Origin of the sequence: Pseudoduganella sp. UC29_71, from assembly GCF_042693265.1 — a bacterium.
Taxonomy (GTDB): Bacteria; Pseudomonadota; Gammaproteobacteria; order Burkholderiales; family Burkholderiaceae_D; genus Rugamonas.
The window spans coordinates 6,304,579-6,320,090 of sequence record NZ_CP170549.1 but is presented as its reverse complement, the minus strand read 5'-3'; the positions used below and the strand labels follow the sequence as shown (position 1 = coordinate 6,320,090).

At 63.3% G+C, this 15,512-nt stretch carries 12 protein-coding genes and 1 pseudogene; 8 read left to right on the top strand and 5 right to left on the bottom strand.

What is annotated here, in order from left to right; translation table 11 throughout:
- Positions 1 to 26: 26 nt before the first annotated feature.
- The 6 genes from icmF to ACFJI2_RS28225 all read left to right on the top strand — a co-directional run bounded on the left by icmF (position 27) and on the right by ACFJI2_RS28225 (position 5,913).
- The gene (gene icmF, locus ACFJI2_RS28250) at positions 27 to 3,323 is read left to right on the top strand and encodes a fused isobutyryl-CoA mutase/GTPase IcmF (protein WP_377702829.1); all 3,297 of its coding nucleotides are present in this window, start codon (positions 27 to 29) and stop codon (positions 3,321 to 3,323) included.
- A gap of 90 nt (positions 3,324 to 3,413) precedes the next feature.
- The gene (locus tag ACFJI2_RS28245) at positions 3,414 to 3,653 is read left to right on the top strand and encodes a hypothetical protein (RefSeq protein WP_377702828.1); all 240 of its coding nucleotides are present in this window, start codon (positions 3,414 to 3,416) and stop codon (positions 3,651 to 3,653) included.
- On the top strand, positions 3,595 to 4,059 hold the full coding sequence (locus ACFJI2_RS28240; RefSeq protein WP_377702827.1) for a putative toxin-antitoxin system toxin component, PIN family: 465 nt from the start codon (positions 3,595 to 3,597) through the stop codon (positions 4,057 to 4,059). The genes ACFJI2_RS28245 and ACFJI2_RS28240 overlap by 59 nt, the downstream gene beginning before the upstream one ends.
- 201 nt (positions 4,060 to 4,260) lie before the next feature.
- Positions 4,261 to 5,109 (top strand): type I restriction endonuclease, encoded by an 849-nt coding sequence (locus ACFJI2_RS28235; protein WP_377702826.1) that lies wholly within the window; start codon positions 4,261 to 4,263, stop codon positions 5,107 to 5,109.
- A 152-nt stretch (positions 5,110 to 5,261) separates the two neighbouring features.
- The gene (locus tag ACFJI2_RS28230) at positions 5,262 to 5,624 is read left to right on the top strand and encodes a glyoxalase superfamily protein (RefSeq protein WP_377702825.1); all 363 of its coding nucleotides are present in this window, start codon (positions 5,262 to 5,264) and stop codon (positions 5,622 to 5,624) included.
- 79 nt (positions 5,625 to 5,703) lie between these two features.
- The gene (locus ACFJI2_RS28225; RefSeq protein WP_132133524.1) at positions 5,704 to 5,913 is read left to right on the top strand and encodes a hypothetical protein; all 210 of its coding nucleotides are present in this window, start codon (positions 5,704 to 5,706) and stop codon (positions 5,911 to 5,913) included.
- A 15-nt stretch (positions 5,914 to 5,928) separates the two neighbouring features.
- Here the strand turns inward: ACFJI2_RS28225 and ACFJI2_RS28220 are convergent.
- The 5 genes and pseudogenes from ACFJI2_RS28220 to ACFJI2_RS28200 form a co-directional block, all read right to left on the bottom strand.
- Positions 5,929 to 6,940: pseudogene (locus tag ACFJI2_RS28220) on the bottom strand (substrate-binding domain-containing protein).
- Positions 6,941 to 6,950: 10 nt separating this feature from the next.
- A complete protein-coding gene (locus ACFJI2_RS28215; RefSeq protein WP_107979782.1) occupies positions 6,951 to 8,219 on the bottom strand; it encodes an MFS transporter in 1,269 nt (422 codons plus the stop codon).
- A gap of 30 nt (positions 8,220 to 8,249) precedes the next feature.
- Complete coding sequence (gene pgmB, locus ACFJI2_RS28210) at positions 8,250 to 8,909, bottom strand: beta-phosphoglucomutase (protein WP_377702824.1); 660 nt, start codon at positions 8,907 to 8,909, stop codon at positions 8,250 to 8,252.
- Positions 8,906 to 11,242, bottom strand: coding sequence for a glycoside hydrolase family 65 protein (locus tag ACFJI2_RS28205; protein ID WP_377702823.1), 2,337 nt, complete (start codon positions 11,240 to 11,242; stop codon positions 8,906 to 8,908). Before ACFJI2_RS28205 ends, pgmB begins: the two co-directional genes overlap by 4 nt.
- A 94-nt stretch (positions 11,243 to 11,336) precedes the next feature.
- Entirely contained in the window at positions 11,337 to 12,344 is a 1,008-nt protein-coding gene (locus tag ACFJI2_RS28200) for a LacI family DNA-binding transcriptional regulator (protein ID WP_377702822.1), read from the bottom strand.
- A 210-nt stretch (positions 12,345 to 12,554) separates the two neighbouring features.
- Here ACFJI2_RS28200 and ACFJI2_RS28195 point away from each other — a divergent pair, with 210 nt between their 5' ends.
- Positions 12,555 to 15,041, top strand: a complete 2,487-nt coding sequence (locus ACFJI2_RS28195; RefSeq protein WP_377702821.1) for a TonB-dependent receptor — start codon at positions 12,555 to 12,557, stop codon at positions 15,039 to 15,041.
- Between the two features lie 243 nt (positions 15,042 to 15,284).
- Positions 15,285 to 15,497, top strand: a complete 213-nt coding sequence (locus tag ACFJI2_RS28190; RefSeq protein ID WP_377702820.1) for a hypothetical protein — start codon at positions 15,285 to 15,287, stop codon at positions 15,495 to 15,497.
- The last annotated feature ends 15 nt before the right edge of the window (positions 15,498 to 15,512 follow it).

Sequence of the window (15,512 nt, the reverse complement as noted above, 5' to 3'; positions counted from 1 at the left end):
CGCGTTCCAGAACGACAAGGACACCCATGAACGACCTCTCCGCTCCGAAACTCGCCGCCGTGCCCGAGCAGGCCAAGCTGGCCAACAAGGTACGCTTCGTCACCGCCGCTTCGCTGTTCGACGGCCACGACGCCTCGATCAACATCATGCGCCGCATCCTGCAGTCGAACGGCGTGGAAGTGGTGCACCTGGGCCACAACCGCTCGGTGGACGAAGTGGTGACCGCCGCGCTGGCCGAAGACGTGCAAGGCATCGCCATCTCCAGCTACCAGGGCGGCCACGTCGAATACTTCAAGTACATGCTGGACCTGCTGCGCCAGCGCGGCGGCGCGCACATCAAGGTGTTCGGCGGCGGCGGCGGCGTGATCGTGCCGGAAGAAATCGCGGACCTGCATGCCTACGGCGTGACCCGCATCTTCAGCCCGGAGGACGGCCAGCGCATGGGCCTGGTCGGCATGATCCAGTGGATGGTGCAGCAGTGCGACATCGACCTGTCGCAGTATTCCCCGACCGCGCTGGCGCCGCTGCGCGAAGGCGACATCGCCGCGCGCCACCGCCCGCTGGCCCAGCTGATCACCGCGCTGGAAAACGAGAAAGCCTCCCCCGAGCTGCGCGCCGAACTGCGCGCCGCCGCCGAAGACCTGCCGGTGCCCGCGCTGGGCATCACCGGCACCGGCGGCGCCGGCAAATCCTCGCTGACCGATGAACTGATACGCCGCATCCGCCTGGACCAGGGTGACGCGCTGAACATCGCCGTCATCTCCATCGATCCGTCGCGCCGCAAATCGGGCGGCGCGCTGCTGGGCGACCGCATCCGCATGAACGCCATCGCGCCGTGGGCTGGCCAGTCGCGCGTGTTCATGCGTTCGCTGGCCACGCGCGAAGCGGGCTCCGAAATCTCGCAGGCGCTGCCGGACGTGATCGCCGCCTGCAAGGTGGCCGGCTTCGACCTGGTGATCGTGGAAACCTCCGGCATCGGCCAGGGCGACGCCGCCATCGTGCCGCACGTGGACGTGTCCATGTACGTGATGACGCCGGAATTCGGCGCCGCCTCGCAGCTGGAAAAAATCGACATGCTCGATTTCGCCGACTTCATCGCCATCAACAAGTTCGACCGCAAGGGCGCGCAGGACGCATTGCGCGACGTGGCCAAGCAGTACCAGCGCAACCGCGAACTGTGGAGCAAGCGCCCGGAAGAAATGCCGGTGTACGGCACCCAGGCGTCGCGCTTCAACGACGACGGCGTGACCGCGCTGTACCAGGGCCTGGTGGGCAAGCTGGCCGAGTTCGGCATGAAGACCGTGCCGGGCACGCTGCCCAAGTCGGACGTGCGCTTCAGCAGCGGTAAGAACGTGATCGTGCCGCCGGCGCGCGCGCGCTACCTGGCCGAGATTTCGGACACCGTGCGCGGCTACCACAAGAACACGGCCAAGCAGGTCAAGCTGGCGCGTGAACGCCAGCAGCTGCGCGCATCGAAGCGCATGCTGGAAGAAGCAAAAAGCATCGACCTGGGCGCGGATTTCGACAGCCTGATCGCCGACCGCGACAGCGCCATGGAAGCTGGCGCCAAGAAGCTGCTGGCCCAGTGGCCGGACATGCAGGCCGCCTACGCGGGCGACGACTACGTGGTGAAAATCCGCGACAAGGAAATCCGCACCCGCCTGATCTCGCACACGCTGTCCGGCACCAAGGTGCGCAAGGTGGCGCTGCCGCGCTACGAGGACGACGGCGAAGTGCTGCGCTTCCTGATGTCCGAGAACGTGCCGGGCTCCTTCCCGTTCACGGCCGGCGTGTTCGCCTTCAAGCGCGAAGGCGAAGACCCGACCCGCATGTTCGCCGGCGAAGGCGACGCCTTCCGCACCAACCGCCGCTTCAAGCTGGTCTCCACCGGCATGGACGCCAAGCGCCTGTCCACCGCCTTCGACTCGGTCACGCTGTACGGCGCCGACCCGGCGATCCGCCCCGACATCTACGGCAAGGTGGGCAACTCCGGCGTGTCGATTGCCACGCTGGACGACATGAAGGTGCTGTACGACGGCTTCAACCTGTGCAGCCCGAGCACCTCGGTGTCGATGACCATCAACGGCCCGGCGCCGACCATCCTGGCCATGTTCATGAACACCGCCATCGACCAGCAGGTGGACAAGTTCGTCGAAGAGAACCACCGCCAGCCGAGCGCGGACGAGGCGGCCAAGATCAAGGACTGGGTGCTGCAGAACGTGCGCGGCACCGTGCAGGCCGACATCCTGAAGGAAGACCAGGGCCAGAACACCTGCATCTTCTCCACCGAGTTCTCGCTCAAGGTGATGGGCGACATCCAGGAATACTTCGTGCACCACCAGGTGCGCAACTTCTACTCCGTGTCCATCTCCGGCTACCACATCGCCGAAGCGGGCGCGAACCCGATCTCGCAGCTGGCGTTCACGCTGTCGAACGGTTTCACCTTCGTTGAAGCCTACCTGGCGCGCGGCATGCACATCGACGATTTCGCACCCAACCTGTCGTTCTTCTTCTCGAACGGCATGGACCCGGAATACACGGTGCTGGGCCGCGTGGCGCGCCGCATCTGGGCCGTGGCCATGCGCGACAAGTATGGCGCCAACGACCGCTCGCAGAAGCTGAAGTACCACGTGCAGACCTCGGGCCGCTCGCTGCACGCGCAGGAGATCGACTTCAACGACATCCGCACCACCCTGCAGGCGCTGATCGCGATCTACGACAACTGCAACTCGCTGCACACCAACGCCTACGACGAAGCCATCACCACGCCGACCGACGAATCGGTGCGCCGCGCACTGGCGATCCAGCTGATCATCAACCGCGAATGGGGCCTGGCCAAGAACGAGAACCCGAACCAGGGCTCCTTCATCATGGAAGAGCTGACCGACTTGGTGGAAGAGGCGGTGCTGCAGGAGTTCGAGCGCATCGCCGAGCGCGGCGGCGTGCTGGGTGCGATGGAAACCGGCTACCAGCGCGGCAAGATCCAGGAAGAGTCCATGCTGTACGAGCACCAGAAGCACGACGGCACGCTGCCCATCATCGGCGTGAACACCTTCCGCAATCCGAAGGCCTCCGACGTGCCGGCACCGATCGAGCTGGCGCGTTCCACCGACGATGAAAAGCAGTCGCAGCTCAAGCGCCTGGACGACTTCCACACGCGCCACGCCGCCGCCGCACCGGCCGCCCTGGCCGCGCTGCAGAAAGCCGCCATCGACAACGAGAACGTGTTCGCCAAGCTGATGGACGCCGTGCGCGTCTGCTCGCTGGGCCAGATCACCGCCGCGCTGTTCGAAGTCGGCGGCCAGTACCGCCGCAATATGTAAGGCTGCGTCAAGCAAGTCCGGACGGGAGGCAGATCAATACCTCCCGTCCATGCCGGTGCTAGACTGAGATGACCACCTTGCGAGGCAGCCATGGCAACCATCACCTTCACTCTACCGGACGACCTGGTGCGTGCCGCCGAAGCACTCGGGCTACTTGATCCAGCGGTGTTCGCCACCCTCTTGCAGGCAGAAGTCCGGCGCCGCGCCTTCGCGGAGATCAGCGCGGTATCCGAGCAGTTGTCCGCCGTTGGCGTCTTCCCCATGTCGGAAGATGAAATCCAAGCCGAAATCCGCGCAGCAAGGGCTAACAAGCGTGCGGCTTGTACTTGACACCAATGTCGTCATTTCCGCATTGCTCTGGGGCGGCACGCCGCATCAGCTTCTTGCCGCCGCGGCTCCAGGCCGCGTCGAACTCTGCACATGCGAAGAATTGTGCGCAGAACTGCTAGTTGTACTGCATCGACCGAAATTTGTCGCTCAACTACGGATTGCAAATACCCATGCGGCCAAACTGGTCTCCAGATACCGTGCCATTTGTCAGCTAACTCCTCTGCAGGCCCCCTTGCCTAAATTGTGTCGCGATCCAAAGGATGACGTCGTGCTGGCTTGCGCCTTGGCCGCAGGAGCCGACCTCATCGTTAGCGGAGACAATGAACTGCTTGCTCTGCAAACGTATCAAACGATTCCGATACTGCGGGCCAGCGAAGTAATAAAGCACCTCCACTCACTGCCGTAGCTCCCACCTTAATTGCATATTGATAGCCGAGTTACATTTTTGATAAATGGGGTCTATCTGTGCAAAAACTGCATCGTGGCAATACTTCCTAAAAACAATGTCGGGGGCGCAATGGACATGATTGATCAACTTAGAGCGCTTGCTACACGTATCTCTAGCACGAAGGGGCTTATCTAAACAGAGGAAGCCACCAAGAACGCAATGGTCATGCCATTCATTCAGATACTTGGTTATAACGTGTTTGACCCTACGGAAGTCACGCCTGAACTCATTGCCGATGTAGGAACCAAGAAGGGCGAAAAGGTTGACTACGCAGTTCTCCGCGAAGGAAAACCAATACTGCTCTTCGAATGCAAGAAGTGCGGCGGCGATCTTCACATAAATCACGCGAGCCAACTCTTCCGATACTTCCATGTGACGGCGGCGCGTTTTGGCGTACTGACGAACGGCCTGACATACCGCTTTTTTACCGATCTTGAGCAACCAAACAAGATGGATGAAAAACCGTTCTTTGAGTTCGATATCCTCGACTTCAAGGATCGAGATGTTGACGAGCTCAAGAAATTCGCCAAATCCATGTTCGACGTCGACACTATCCTGACAACGGCAAACGATCTCAAATATACGAGAGCGATTCAGAATCGTTTGGCAGAATGGACTGTGAATCCCAGCGAGGAGATTGTCCGGCTACTGGCGTCTGACCTATTGGCAGAGGGCAAAAGATTTACACCTGCCATTAAGGATCAATTCACTTTATTGACCAAACGTGCGTTTGAACAATTGTTAAGTGAACGAATCAACGACCGCCTAAAGGGGGCCATGACGCCGGAGCCTGCCCTCTCGGAACCAGTCCTGGCGCAAACCGCCATAGAAAGAGCTGAGGACGAAGGGATAGTCACGACAGCAGAAGAAATTGAAGGTTTCCACATTGTCCGGGCGATTTTGCGCGAAGTGATCAGCCCACGGCGTATTGTCATGCGCGATGCTCAGAAGAAGAACGCTTCCCGCTGGAGCACGTCGATGATCTGTACAAGCATGCGGAACAGCTGAAGGCAGCTGTGCTATCGCATTTGCCACAAAGCGAACCTATACAACCAGCGGCTGAGCGCTAAGGACGCAGCTACGAACAAGGGAGCGCGAAGCGCGCACGGGAGTTACGCTACTATTTCGTTTCGTCCTCAACTTCACCCGGTGCGATAGCCATGCAACTCTCTTCCGCCATCCCCATCCTGCGCAGCTTTTCCGAAGCCAAGGCCAAGGAGTTCTATATCGATTTTCTCGGATTTGAGATCGAGTGGGAGCACCGCTTCGATGCGGATGCGCCGCTCTACATGGCGATCCGGCGCGGGGCGCTGACCTTGCACTTGAGCGAGCACCACGGCGACGGGTCGCCCGGCATGGCCTTGCTGGTGCACGTGGAGGACCTGGATGCGCTGCACGCCGAGCTGAACGCCAGGCAGTACCGCAACATGCGGCCCGGCATCGAGGAGCGCGACTGGGGGCGCGAGATGACCGTGTGGGACCCGTTCGGCAACCGCATCCGCTTTACGGCACTGGCGGCCTGAGCGGTTAAGTGAGCTCAGCAGGAGAAAAATCAATATCGCCGACTAGCCTTCCCCTATGCTGGGTCAAAGCGGAGGGCTCATGACGACCATACACATCTCCTTACCCGACCAGCTGGTACACGATGCCGGCGAACTCGGCCTGCTCGACCCCGTCAACCTGGCGGAGCTGCTGCAGAACGAGATCCGCCGCCGCACCTTTGCCGACATCTTCGCCGTCTCGCACCGCCTCGCCACCGAATCCGAACCCGACCAGGACCCCGACCCGCCTCCGCGCCGCCGGCGCAGGTAACCCAGCAACCAGCCCTTAGACGGGACAGCGGCCGACGGTGGCACCGGGCAGCAGCACCGGTTGCCACAGCACTTGCAACTCGCTGGCCGGCGTGCCGGACGACAGGGCCAGCAGCATGTCGATCATCTTGGCGCCCGCGCCCGCCGGGGTCGGGCTGGTCCACCGTGGTGACGTTGGCGCCGGTCAGGGTGTCGCCCAGGCTGCCCCACACGATCACGGACATATCCTTGCCGATTTCCACCCCCGCATCGAGCAGCGCGCGCACCGCGCCCACGCCGGACAGATGGTTGTCGACGATGACGGCGGTCGGCCGCGGCGAGCAGGCCAGCAACTGCTGCATGGCCTGGTAGCCGCTGCGGCGGTCGATGGTGTTGGCGATCAGGTAGCGCGGATCGGCGCTCAGGCCTGCGCTGGACAAGGCGGCGAGGAAGGCTTCCTTGCGCTGGCAGGCGAAGTTCATTTCCAGCGGCGCGCTCAGCAGGGCGATGCGCTGGTGCCCCTGCTCCAGCAGGCAGGCCGCCGCCATGCGGATGCCGGCCTCGTTGTCGTAGTCGAACCAGGCGTAAGGCATATCCAGCTCGGTGCGCCCGTGCGCCACGAAAGGAAAGCCGGCCTTGCTCAGAAAGGCGATGCGCTCGTCGCGCACCAGGGTGCGGCTGACCACCAGGCCGTCCACGCGCCGCCCGCGCACGATCTGCTCGTACGAGGCCAGCTCGTTGTTGGCCGACACCGGGCCGATGATGAAGTTCATCTTGCGCGCTTCCAGCGCCTCCGTCATGCCGCCCACCGTGTGCAGGAACATGGCGTCGCCCAGGTCCGCCGGCAGCAGCGGGTAGATGATGCCGAACACATTGGTGCGCCCCACCGCCAGTCCGCGCGCCAGCGGGTTGGCTTCGTAGCCCGCCTCGCGCGCAGCGGCCAGCACACGCTCGCGCGTGTGCACGTTCACTTCGGGATACCCGTTCAGTGCCCGGCTAACGGTGGTTTTGGACATGCCAAGCAAGTTGGCAAGACTCTTCAGATTCATGGCGAAGGCTTCAATGCTGACCGGTGATTATAGCTGAGCCACCATAGCCATCCGCCCCCGCGTCCACCGACTTTTTGAAAAAATACAACATAATCAAGATGATAGAAATCGGCGCCAGCGTCAGATAGAAGGCGAAGTGGCCGCTGAAGTTGCCGAATACATAACCCGTGATCAGCGAGCCGGTGGTGCCGCCCAGCGCGGAAAAGATCACCAGCAGGCCGGTCATGGCCGAGTGCTGGTTCTTCGGCAGGGAGCTCAGCATGACCGAGTTGATGCCGGGGTAGATCGGCGCCATGAACAGGCCGATCAGCGGGAATAGGAAGGCCGCCACCGGCGCGGTGGACCAAGTGACGAAGGGGTCGTGCGCGATGTCGTGCGTGAGCGGCAGCGCCAGCAGCACCATGGCGCCCATGCCGAGCACGCAGCCGTTCATCACCGGATACCAGTTCAGCTTGCGCATCAGCACCCCGGCCGACAAGCGCCCCACCGCCAGGCAGGCCGCGTAGATGCTGGTCACCTGCACGCTCATGGCCGCCGGCAGCTTGAGGATCTCGTTGTTGAAGGTCGGCAGCCAGGTGCCCACGCTTTGCTCGATCAGCACGTACAGGAAGGCGGTGATGACGAACACGCACACCAGCGGCTTGAAGAACAGCTTGAGCATGGCGGCGAAGTCCTGCGCCAGGCTGCGCTCGGGCGGCAGGGCGGCCGTGCTTTCGTCGAACTGCGTGGTCAGCACCAGCGCGAAGGTCATCGCGCACAGCGCGGCCAGCACCCAGTACACCTGCAGCCAGCTTTGCGACTGCGGATGGTCCGAGTCGATGAAGTAGCCGAACACCCAGTAGGCGCTGAGCACGCCCACCATGAAGAAGCCTTCCAGCGTGTTCATGATGCTGGCGTGCTGCTTGCGGTCCGCCGCGATCAGGCCCAGCGTGGAATACACGGATACCTTCACCAGCGCGAACGCCACGCCCACGCACAGGAACAGCAGCTTGGTGGTGAGGAAGGAGGGCACCAGCGGCATGGCCATGCAGGCAAAGGTCACCAGCGCCAGCCCGGCCAGCATGGCTTTCTTGTAGCCGATGCGCGGCAGGAAGGACGCCACCAAGAAGGACACCAGGGCGATCGGCAGGTCCTTGAAGCCTTCCAGCACGCTGGCGCCGGACTTGCTCACGCCGTAGTTGGCAATCACCTGCAGGATCACCGTGCCCACGCTGTTGAGCAGGATGGCGAACACGAAGTAAATCAAAAACAGGGCGAACAGGATGCGCTGCTTGTTCATGGTGTCTCCGGTATTTTTATGATTGTAGTTTTATTCGGCGAAGCTGATGTCAAGGCTGAAGCTGTCCAGGCCAGGGATCACGCTGTCGGCCTGCGTGAGCACCGCCGGATCGCCGACGCCCAGGGCCGTCATGCCTGCCGCCTTGATCGAGGCCACCCCCGCCACCGCGTCCTCCACGCCCAGGCAGCGCGCTGGCGATACGCCCAGCGCCGATGCGGCCTTCAGGAAGATTTCCGGGTCCGGCTTGCCCTTTTCGATCTTGGCCGCATCCACCACATAGTCGAACTTGCGCGTGATGCCCAGCATGGCTAGCACCGCAAAGGCGTTCTTGCTGACGGAAGCCAGGCCTATCTTCAGGCCCGCGGCGCGGCAAGCGTCCAGCGCTTCCACCGCGCCGGGCAGCAGGTCGGCCGGCGACATGGCGGCAATCAGCTCCACGTAGTGCTTGTTCTTCTCGTCGGCCAGCGCCAGCTTCTCTTCCTGCGTGTAGCGGCGCCGGGCGGAAGCGAGGATCAGCTCCAGGGAACCCATGCGGTCTATGCCCTTCAGGTGCTCGTTGAAGGCTTCATCGAAATGCACGCCCTGGGTTTCAGCCAGGCGCTTCCAGGCCAGGTAGTGGTAGCGCGCGGTGTCGGTAATGACGCCGTCCAGGTCGAAGATCACGGCGTCGAATTGCGGCTTGCTGCTCATGCGAGTTCCTTCACGTTGGCGCTGGCGGTGAGTTCAACCGGAAGGCCACGATGGGTGAACGCCAGCGCGTCCCCCTGCAGCAGCGTGTAGGCGGTGCGTCCCGCTTCCACACGCACCTGCAGCAGGCAACCCTGCAGGTGCAGCTTGAATTGGTAGTGCTGCCACTGCCTGGGCAGCGTGGGCGCGAAGCGCACCGCGCCGTCCACCACGCGCATGCCGGCGAAGCCGTAGGCCACGCCCATCCACGTGCCCGCCATAGCGGCGGTGTGCACGCCGTAGTGCGTGTTGCCGTGCGTGTCGTCCAGGTCCAGGCGCGCGGTCTCCATGAAGTAGTCGTAGGCCTTGTCGTGGTAGCCCACTTCCGCCGCGATGATGCTGAAGATGCAGGACGACAGCGAGGAATCGTGCGTGGTCACTTTCTCGTAGTAGTCGAAGTCGCGCTTCTTGTCCTCCAGCTTGAACTCGTCGCTCAGCAGCAGCAGCGCCAGCACCACGTCGGCCTGCTTGCACACTTGGTGGCGGTAGATCACCAGCGGGTGGTAGTTCAGCAGCAGCGGATAATTTTCCTTCGGCGTGTTGGCAAAGTCCCACACTTTCTTGTCGAGGAAGCTATCGTCCTGCGCGTGGATCTGCAGCGCTTCGTCGTACGGCAGCAGCATCTGCGCGGCGGCGCGGCGCCATTGCGCGGGTTCGTCCGCATCCAGCTGCACCAGGCTGGCGATGCGCTCGAATTCATCCGGCCACTCCGCCACCAGCAGCTCGGCGATGGAGGCGGCGAAGTTCAGGTGCATGCGTGCCATCGCGTTGGTGTAGTAGTTATTGTTGACCAGCGCGGTGTATTCATCCGGCCCGGTCACTTCGTTGATGCAGTAGCGGCCCGCGCGGTCGTAGGCGCCGATGCCCATCCAGATGCGCGCCGTCTCCAGCACGATCTCGGCGCCGTATTGCAGCAGGTAGGCTTCGTCCTGCGTCGCTTCCATGTACAGCTTGATGGAGTAGGCGATATCGGCGTTGATGTGATATTGCGCGGTGCCTGCCGGGTAGTAGGCCGAGCATTCCACACCGGCGATGGTGCGCCACGGGTACAGCGCGCCCTTGGCGTGCGACATCTGGCGCGCACGCTCGCGCGCCAGCGGCAGACCGGCGTAACGGTACTCCAGCAGCTTCTTCGCGATCTCCGGCTTGGAGTACAGGAAGAAGGGGAAGATGTAGATTTCCGTGTCCCAGAAATAGTGGCCTTCGTAGCCTTCGCCGGTCACGCCCTTGGCCGAGATGTTGGTCTTGCCGTCGCGGCCCGCCGACTGCAGCAGGTGGAACTGGTTGAAGCGCATGCCCTGCTGGAGCGCGTCGTCGCCGCTGATTTCCACGTCGGCGTGCTGCCAGAAGTCGGCCAGGTATTGTTCCTGCTCCTGCGCCAGCGCGCGGAAGCCTTTGGCCGCCGCGACGGCCAGCGTGGCCTTGGCGCGCGCCAGCAGCTCGCCTTCGGGATAGTCGCGCGAAGTGTGGTAGCTACCGTACTTGGTCAGGCGCAGCGCCTCGCCCTGCATGGCGGCCACGGTGTAGGCCTGTTCCAGGCGCTGCCTGTCCGGACCTGTCCGGCGCTGTTCCAGTTCGAACACGCCGCGCATGTCGGTCTGCACCGCGCTCACCAGCTGGAAGCCGCTGTTGACGGTGCGCTGCGTCAGCGCCGAAAAATGCGGCGCCTGTTCGGCATCGACCAGCGCCAGCGACTGGCCGCTGATGGCCGAGCCCACGCGCGGATCGTCGCCCGCTTCCAGGTTCTTCACGGCGCCGTCCACGCTGGACACCAGCACCACCTTGCCGGAAAAGTTCAGCGGCGTCACCTCGTACTCGATGGCGAACAGGTGCTTGTCCGTCATGCTCACCAGGCGGCGGCTGGCGATGGCCACGCGGCGGCCCTGCGGCGACGTCCATTCCAGCGTGCGGCGCAAGACGCCGGTGCGGAAATCAAGCACGCGTTCGTAACTGTCCAAGGAGCCTTGCAGCGGATCGAAGCGCTCGTCCTCCAGCCACAGCGCGATGCCCTTGGCGTTCGGCACGTTGAGCATGAACTGGTTGGTCCTGGCCAGGCCGTAAGCCGCTTCCGGGTAATGGATGCTTTCCGACTCGTAAAAGCCGTTCAGGTAGGTGCCGTCCAGCGACGTGCCCTTCGGTCCCGTGTAGCCTTCCTCGTGCGTGCCGCGCAGGCCGATGTAGCCGTTGCCCAGCGCGAACAAGGTCTCGTCGAGGAAGTGCGACTCGGTGTCGAAGGCGGTCTCCCGTATGCACCAGGGTTCCAGCGGATACGTGTGTTGTGGGGCGTCAGCGGGCACGATACTCTTCCTTTTCGATGATTCAAACCGGTTTGGGACTGTGTTTCAAAAAAACCAGCCCGCAGGCTGGCATGGCATTGCATTGCAACGGGCGTCAGGTGTGGCGCACCATCAGCATGGTCGGCAGCATTTCGGACTGCACCGGCTGGCCCTCGATCAGGCCCAGCATCTTCTTCGCCAGCAGCACGCCGCCGTCGCGCAGGTACTGGTGCACGCTGGTCAGCGGCGGCACGAAACTGGCCGCGCTCGGCGTGTCGTCGTACCCGATCACGGAGACCGACTCCGGCACCCGCATATTCTTCTCCGCCAGCGCGCGGATGGCGCCCATGGCCAGCGAATCGCTGGCGGCAAACACGCCGTCGAACACCGGCCCCTTCTTCTTCAGCAGCGCCGAGATGCAGTCGAAACCCGCCTCGAAGGTGAACGCCTTCGGCCGGATGATGTGCACCGTGCCCTGCCCGCCCATGGCGTCGATAAAGCCGGCGCAGCGCTCCTGCACCTCGGCGTGATCCACGTCGCCCAGGAACACCAGCTTGCGGCGGCCCTGGTCGATAAAGCGTTGCGCGGCGCTGACACCGCCGGCGCGGTTGTCCGAGCCCACCACGACATAGTCGCCGCCCGGCTCGGGCGCGCCCCACACCACCAGCGGCAGGCCGGTGCGCTGCAGCGCGTGCACCGCCTCGCCGTGCGAGCCCTGGCCCAGCAAGATCATGCCGTCCGCGCCCTGCACCGGGGCCGTGTCCAGCAGCTGCTTGGAGGTCAGCACCACGCTGTAGCCGGCCGTCGTCAATTCCTGCGTGATGCCGCCCAGCAGCTCCAGCGGATACGGGTCCGACATCGGCCGCCCCTTCACGGGCGTCATTTCCACCACCACCGCCACCGAATAGCTGCGCCGCATGCGCAGGTTGCGCGCGCTCACGTTCAGCCGGTAGCCCTGCTCGCTGGCGATCTGGCGCACTTTTTCGCGCGTTTCCGGCGTCACCAGCGGGCTGTCGCGCAAGGCGCGCGACACCGTGATCTTCGAGACACCGGCCAGCTTGGCCAGGTCTTCCATGGTCAAGCCCGCGTCGCTGTTGCGGATTCCAGTCTTAGGTGCAGGCATGCATTTGTCTTTTCGTCAGTACTTGCACGCATTATGACAGATTTTTTTCCGGCGCAACAGAAAAATGACATCGATAACATTTTGATTGACATCGATATCATTTGTGGATTTAATGGCTACACTTTCGCGGCAATGACCTCTGCGAAGCGTGTGGACAGTGTCATCATGTCCAGGAGACTGCACGATTACCTCGATAAGAAAGAGAAGCATATGAACAGCTCGAACAAATTCCTGTTGTCGTCAGTGACGCTGGCCGTCCTGACCCTGATGAATGCGGCCCAGGCGCAGGAAGCCGCCGCCCCGGCAGCGCCGGCCGCCCAGCCCGCCCCGGCCAAGGATTCCGTGGCCGCCGAACTGCAGCAAGTGGTGGTGACCGGCGTGGCCGCCTCGCGCGGCGTGCGCAAGCTCGATTCCGCCTTTTCCATCACCACCGCCAATGAAGAACAGCTGAAACAGGCTTCGCCCAGCAGCACCGCCGACGTGATGAAGCTGGTGCCTGGCGTGTACGCCGAAGCCACCGGCGGCCAGTCCGGCGCCAATATCGAGGTGCGCGGCTTCCCGTCCGGCTCCGATTCGCCGTTCGTCTCGGTGCAGATGCAGGGCAACCCGATCTATCCGGTACCCACGCTGTCCTTCTTCGAGGGCTCGTCCGCCTTCCGCCTGGACGACACCATCGAGCGCGTGGAAGTGCTGCGCGGCGGCCCGAGCACCATCTTCTCCAGCGGCCAGCCGGGCGCGACCATGAACTTCATCCTGAAAAAGGGTAGCGACACGCCGGAAGGCACGATACGCTTCACCGCCGGCACCGGCGAGCTGCGCCGCGTGGACCTGTACTACGGCGGCAAGATCAGCGACGGCTGGTACGGCAGCATCGGCGGCTTCTACCGCACCGCGCACGGCGTGCGCGACGCCGGCTTCCCGGCCGACGACGGCCACCAGATCACCGCCACCCTGACCCGCAAGCTGGACCAGGGCGAGCTGACCCTGTATACCCGCAGCACCAGCGACAAGAACGCCTTCTACACCGGCGTGCCGCTGATTTCGGCCAACGAAGGCCGCAGCATCAGCGCCTTCCCCGGCTTCGACCCGCTCAAGGGCACCCTGATGAGCGGCGAAATGCGCCGCTTCACCATCGAAGCGGCACCCGGCAAGACGCTGACCTACGACCTGGGCGACGGGCGCGGCCTGAAGGGCAATGTGTTCGGCGCCGAGTTCGACCAGACCTTCAACGGCTGGACCGTGTCCAACAAGTTCAACCGCTTCGACGCGGACATGAACACCATCGCCATGTTTACCGGCAACAACCCGCTGACCATGGGCGCCTACAACGCCGCCGCCATCGCCTCGGCCAACGGCAGCGCGGCCACCCTGGCGGCGGCGGGCAAGCCGGCCACCTCGGCCACGGCCACCTTCGCCAACGGCGGCGGCGCCGTCTCGGACAGCACGCAAGTGGTGCAGGCCGGCCTGTGGGCGGTGGAGAAAAAGCTGAAATCGTTCACGGACGAACTGCGCATCAGCCGCGAATGGATGACCGGCAACACCGTCACCGTCGGCGCCTACTTCGCCAACTACTCGTCGGACGACGTCTGGTACCTGGGCAACAGCCATTTGATGACCGCCGTGCCGAATGCCAGCCTGATCAACGTCAAGCTCAACAACGGCGTGGTGGTGTCCAACAACGGCACCGACGGCAATGTGTTCTATGCGCCGAACGCGTCCTATGACGGCAGCAATACCGCCTTCTACATCAGCAACGAATGGAAGGTGAACGACCGCATCAAGGTGGACGCGGGCGCGCGCCGAGAGCGGCAGAAGATCGACGGCACCATTTCCAACCTGATGTCCGGCGACACCGACAACAACCCGCTCACCGTGTACAACAACGGCACCTCGATGCCGTCCGGCTCGTACACCGCGCTCAGCCGCAAGGACACGGCCAGCTCCTTCACCATCGGCGGCAACTACAAGCTGAGCAAGGACGCCAGCGTGTTCGCGCGCGCCAACACCGGCCACACCTTCATCTCCTTCGACGACCTGCGCAACGCCGGCAGCCAGAAGAACGTGGACGACCGCGGCTTCCTGCCGACGCCCAAGATCAAGCAGCTGGAAATCGGCTTCAAGACGGTGGGCGAGCTGTACAGCGCCTACATCAACGCCTTCCACACCGAATTCGACGGCATTGCCTTCCAGCAAATCCTGTCCAACGGCAGCATTTTGAACTCCACCAGTGGCTCCAAGGGCAACGGCCTGGAGTGGGAAGTGTCGGTACGCCCGGTGCGCAACCTGACGCTGACCCTGACGGGCGACTACCAGAAGTCCGAATACAAGGACAATCCGGCCACCGAGGGCAAGACCGTGCAGCGCCAGCCCAAGCTGCAGTTCCGCTTCACGCCGACCTACAAGATCCCGCTGGGCGACGACAATTCGGTCAAGCTGTACGGCACCTTCACCAAGATCGGCGACCGCTGGGCGGACCAGGCCAACCTGCAATACCTGCCGTCCTACAAGACGGTGGACCTGGGCGCGCTGTTCTCGCTGGGCGAGAAGATCGAGATCCGCGTGGCGGCCACCAACGTCAACAACGAGCTGGGCCTGACCGAAGGCAATTCCCGCCTCACCAGCGGCAACAGCGGCCCGATCAATGCACGTCCGTTGTTCGGCCGCGCGGTGGAAGGCTCGCTGCTGTACCGCTTCTGATCCTGGTTTAACAGAAACTCCCTGTAGTCTTGGGCAAGGCCGATCCCCTCCGGCCTTGCCCTTTTTTATGTTGCAGCCTCGCCAATTTTCGCCTACGCTTGAGATAAGTCCGCTCCCAGGGGTGCACCGTGGTGACAGTCACGTCCGTCGATACGCTACGCAATGCGGTTGCCATTGCTGAACGCAAGGTCCAGCAGGACCAGACGCGCGTGGACCAGGACGCCAGCCGGCTGCAGGACAGCCGTGTGCAGCTGGCCAAGGACCAGGAACAGCTCGAGCACCCGCCAGAAAGAAAGCCGCCAGGCCGAAAGCGCGACCGCCGTCACGCCCGCCCCGGTGCAGCTGGACAAAGCCATCGCCAAACCCATCCCCGCCGAGCTCGAAGCCCTGCCCCGCGCGCCCCAGCTCAACGCCCAGGGCCAGACCGTCGGCCGCCTCATCAACGTCGTCGTCTGAAAAAATCAATCTCCT

Excerpts from the sequence above, each read along its gene's own strand:
- ACFJI2_RS28240 (WP_377702827.1), top strand. The coding sequence starts at position 3,595 with ATGAAATCCAAGCCGAAATCCGCGCAGCAAGGGCTAACAAGCGTGCGG.
- ACFJI2_RS28215 (WP_107979782.1), bottom strand. The coding sequence starts at position 8,219 with ATGAACAAGCAGCGCATCCTGTTCGCCCTGTTTTTGATTTACTTCGTG.
- ACFJI2_RS28225 (WP_132133524.1), top strand. The coding sequence starts at position 5,704 with ATGACGACCATACACATCTCCTTACCCGACCAGCTGGTACACGATGCC.
- ACFJI2_RS28235 (WP_377702826.1), top strand. The coding sequence starts at position 4,261 with ATGGTCATGCCATTCATTCAGATACTTGGTTATAACGTGTTTGACCCT.
- pgmB (WP_377702824.1), bottom strand. The coding sequence starts at position 8,909 with ATGAGCAGCAAGCCGCAATTCGACGCCGTGATCTTCGACCTGGACGGC.
- ACFJI2_RS28245 (WP_377702828.1), top strand. The coding sequence starts at position 3,414 with ATGGCAACCATCACCTTCACTCTACCGGACGACCTGGTGCGTGCCGCC.
- icmF (WP_377702829.1), top strand. The coding sequence starts at position 27 with ATGAACGACCTCTCCGCTCCGAAACTCGCCGCCGTGCCCGAGCAGGCC.
- ACFJI2_RS28230 (WP_377702825.1), top strand. The coding sequence starts at position 5,262 with ATGCAACTCTCTTCCGCCATCCCCATCCTGCGCAGCTTTTCCGAAGCC.
- ACFJI2_RS28195 (WP_377702821.1), top strand. The coding sequence starts at position 12,555 with ATGAACAGCTCGAACAAATTCCTGTTGTCGTCAGTGACGCTGGCCGTC.
- ACFJI2_RS28200 (WP_377702822.1), bottom strand. The coding sequence starts at position 12,344 with ATGCCTGCACCTAAGACTGGAATCCGCAACAGCGACGCGGGCTTGACC.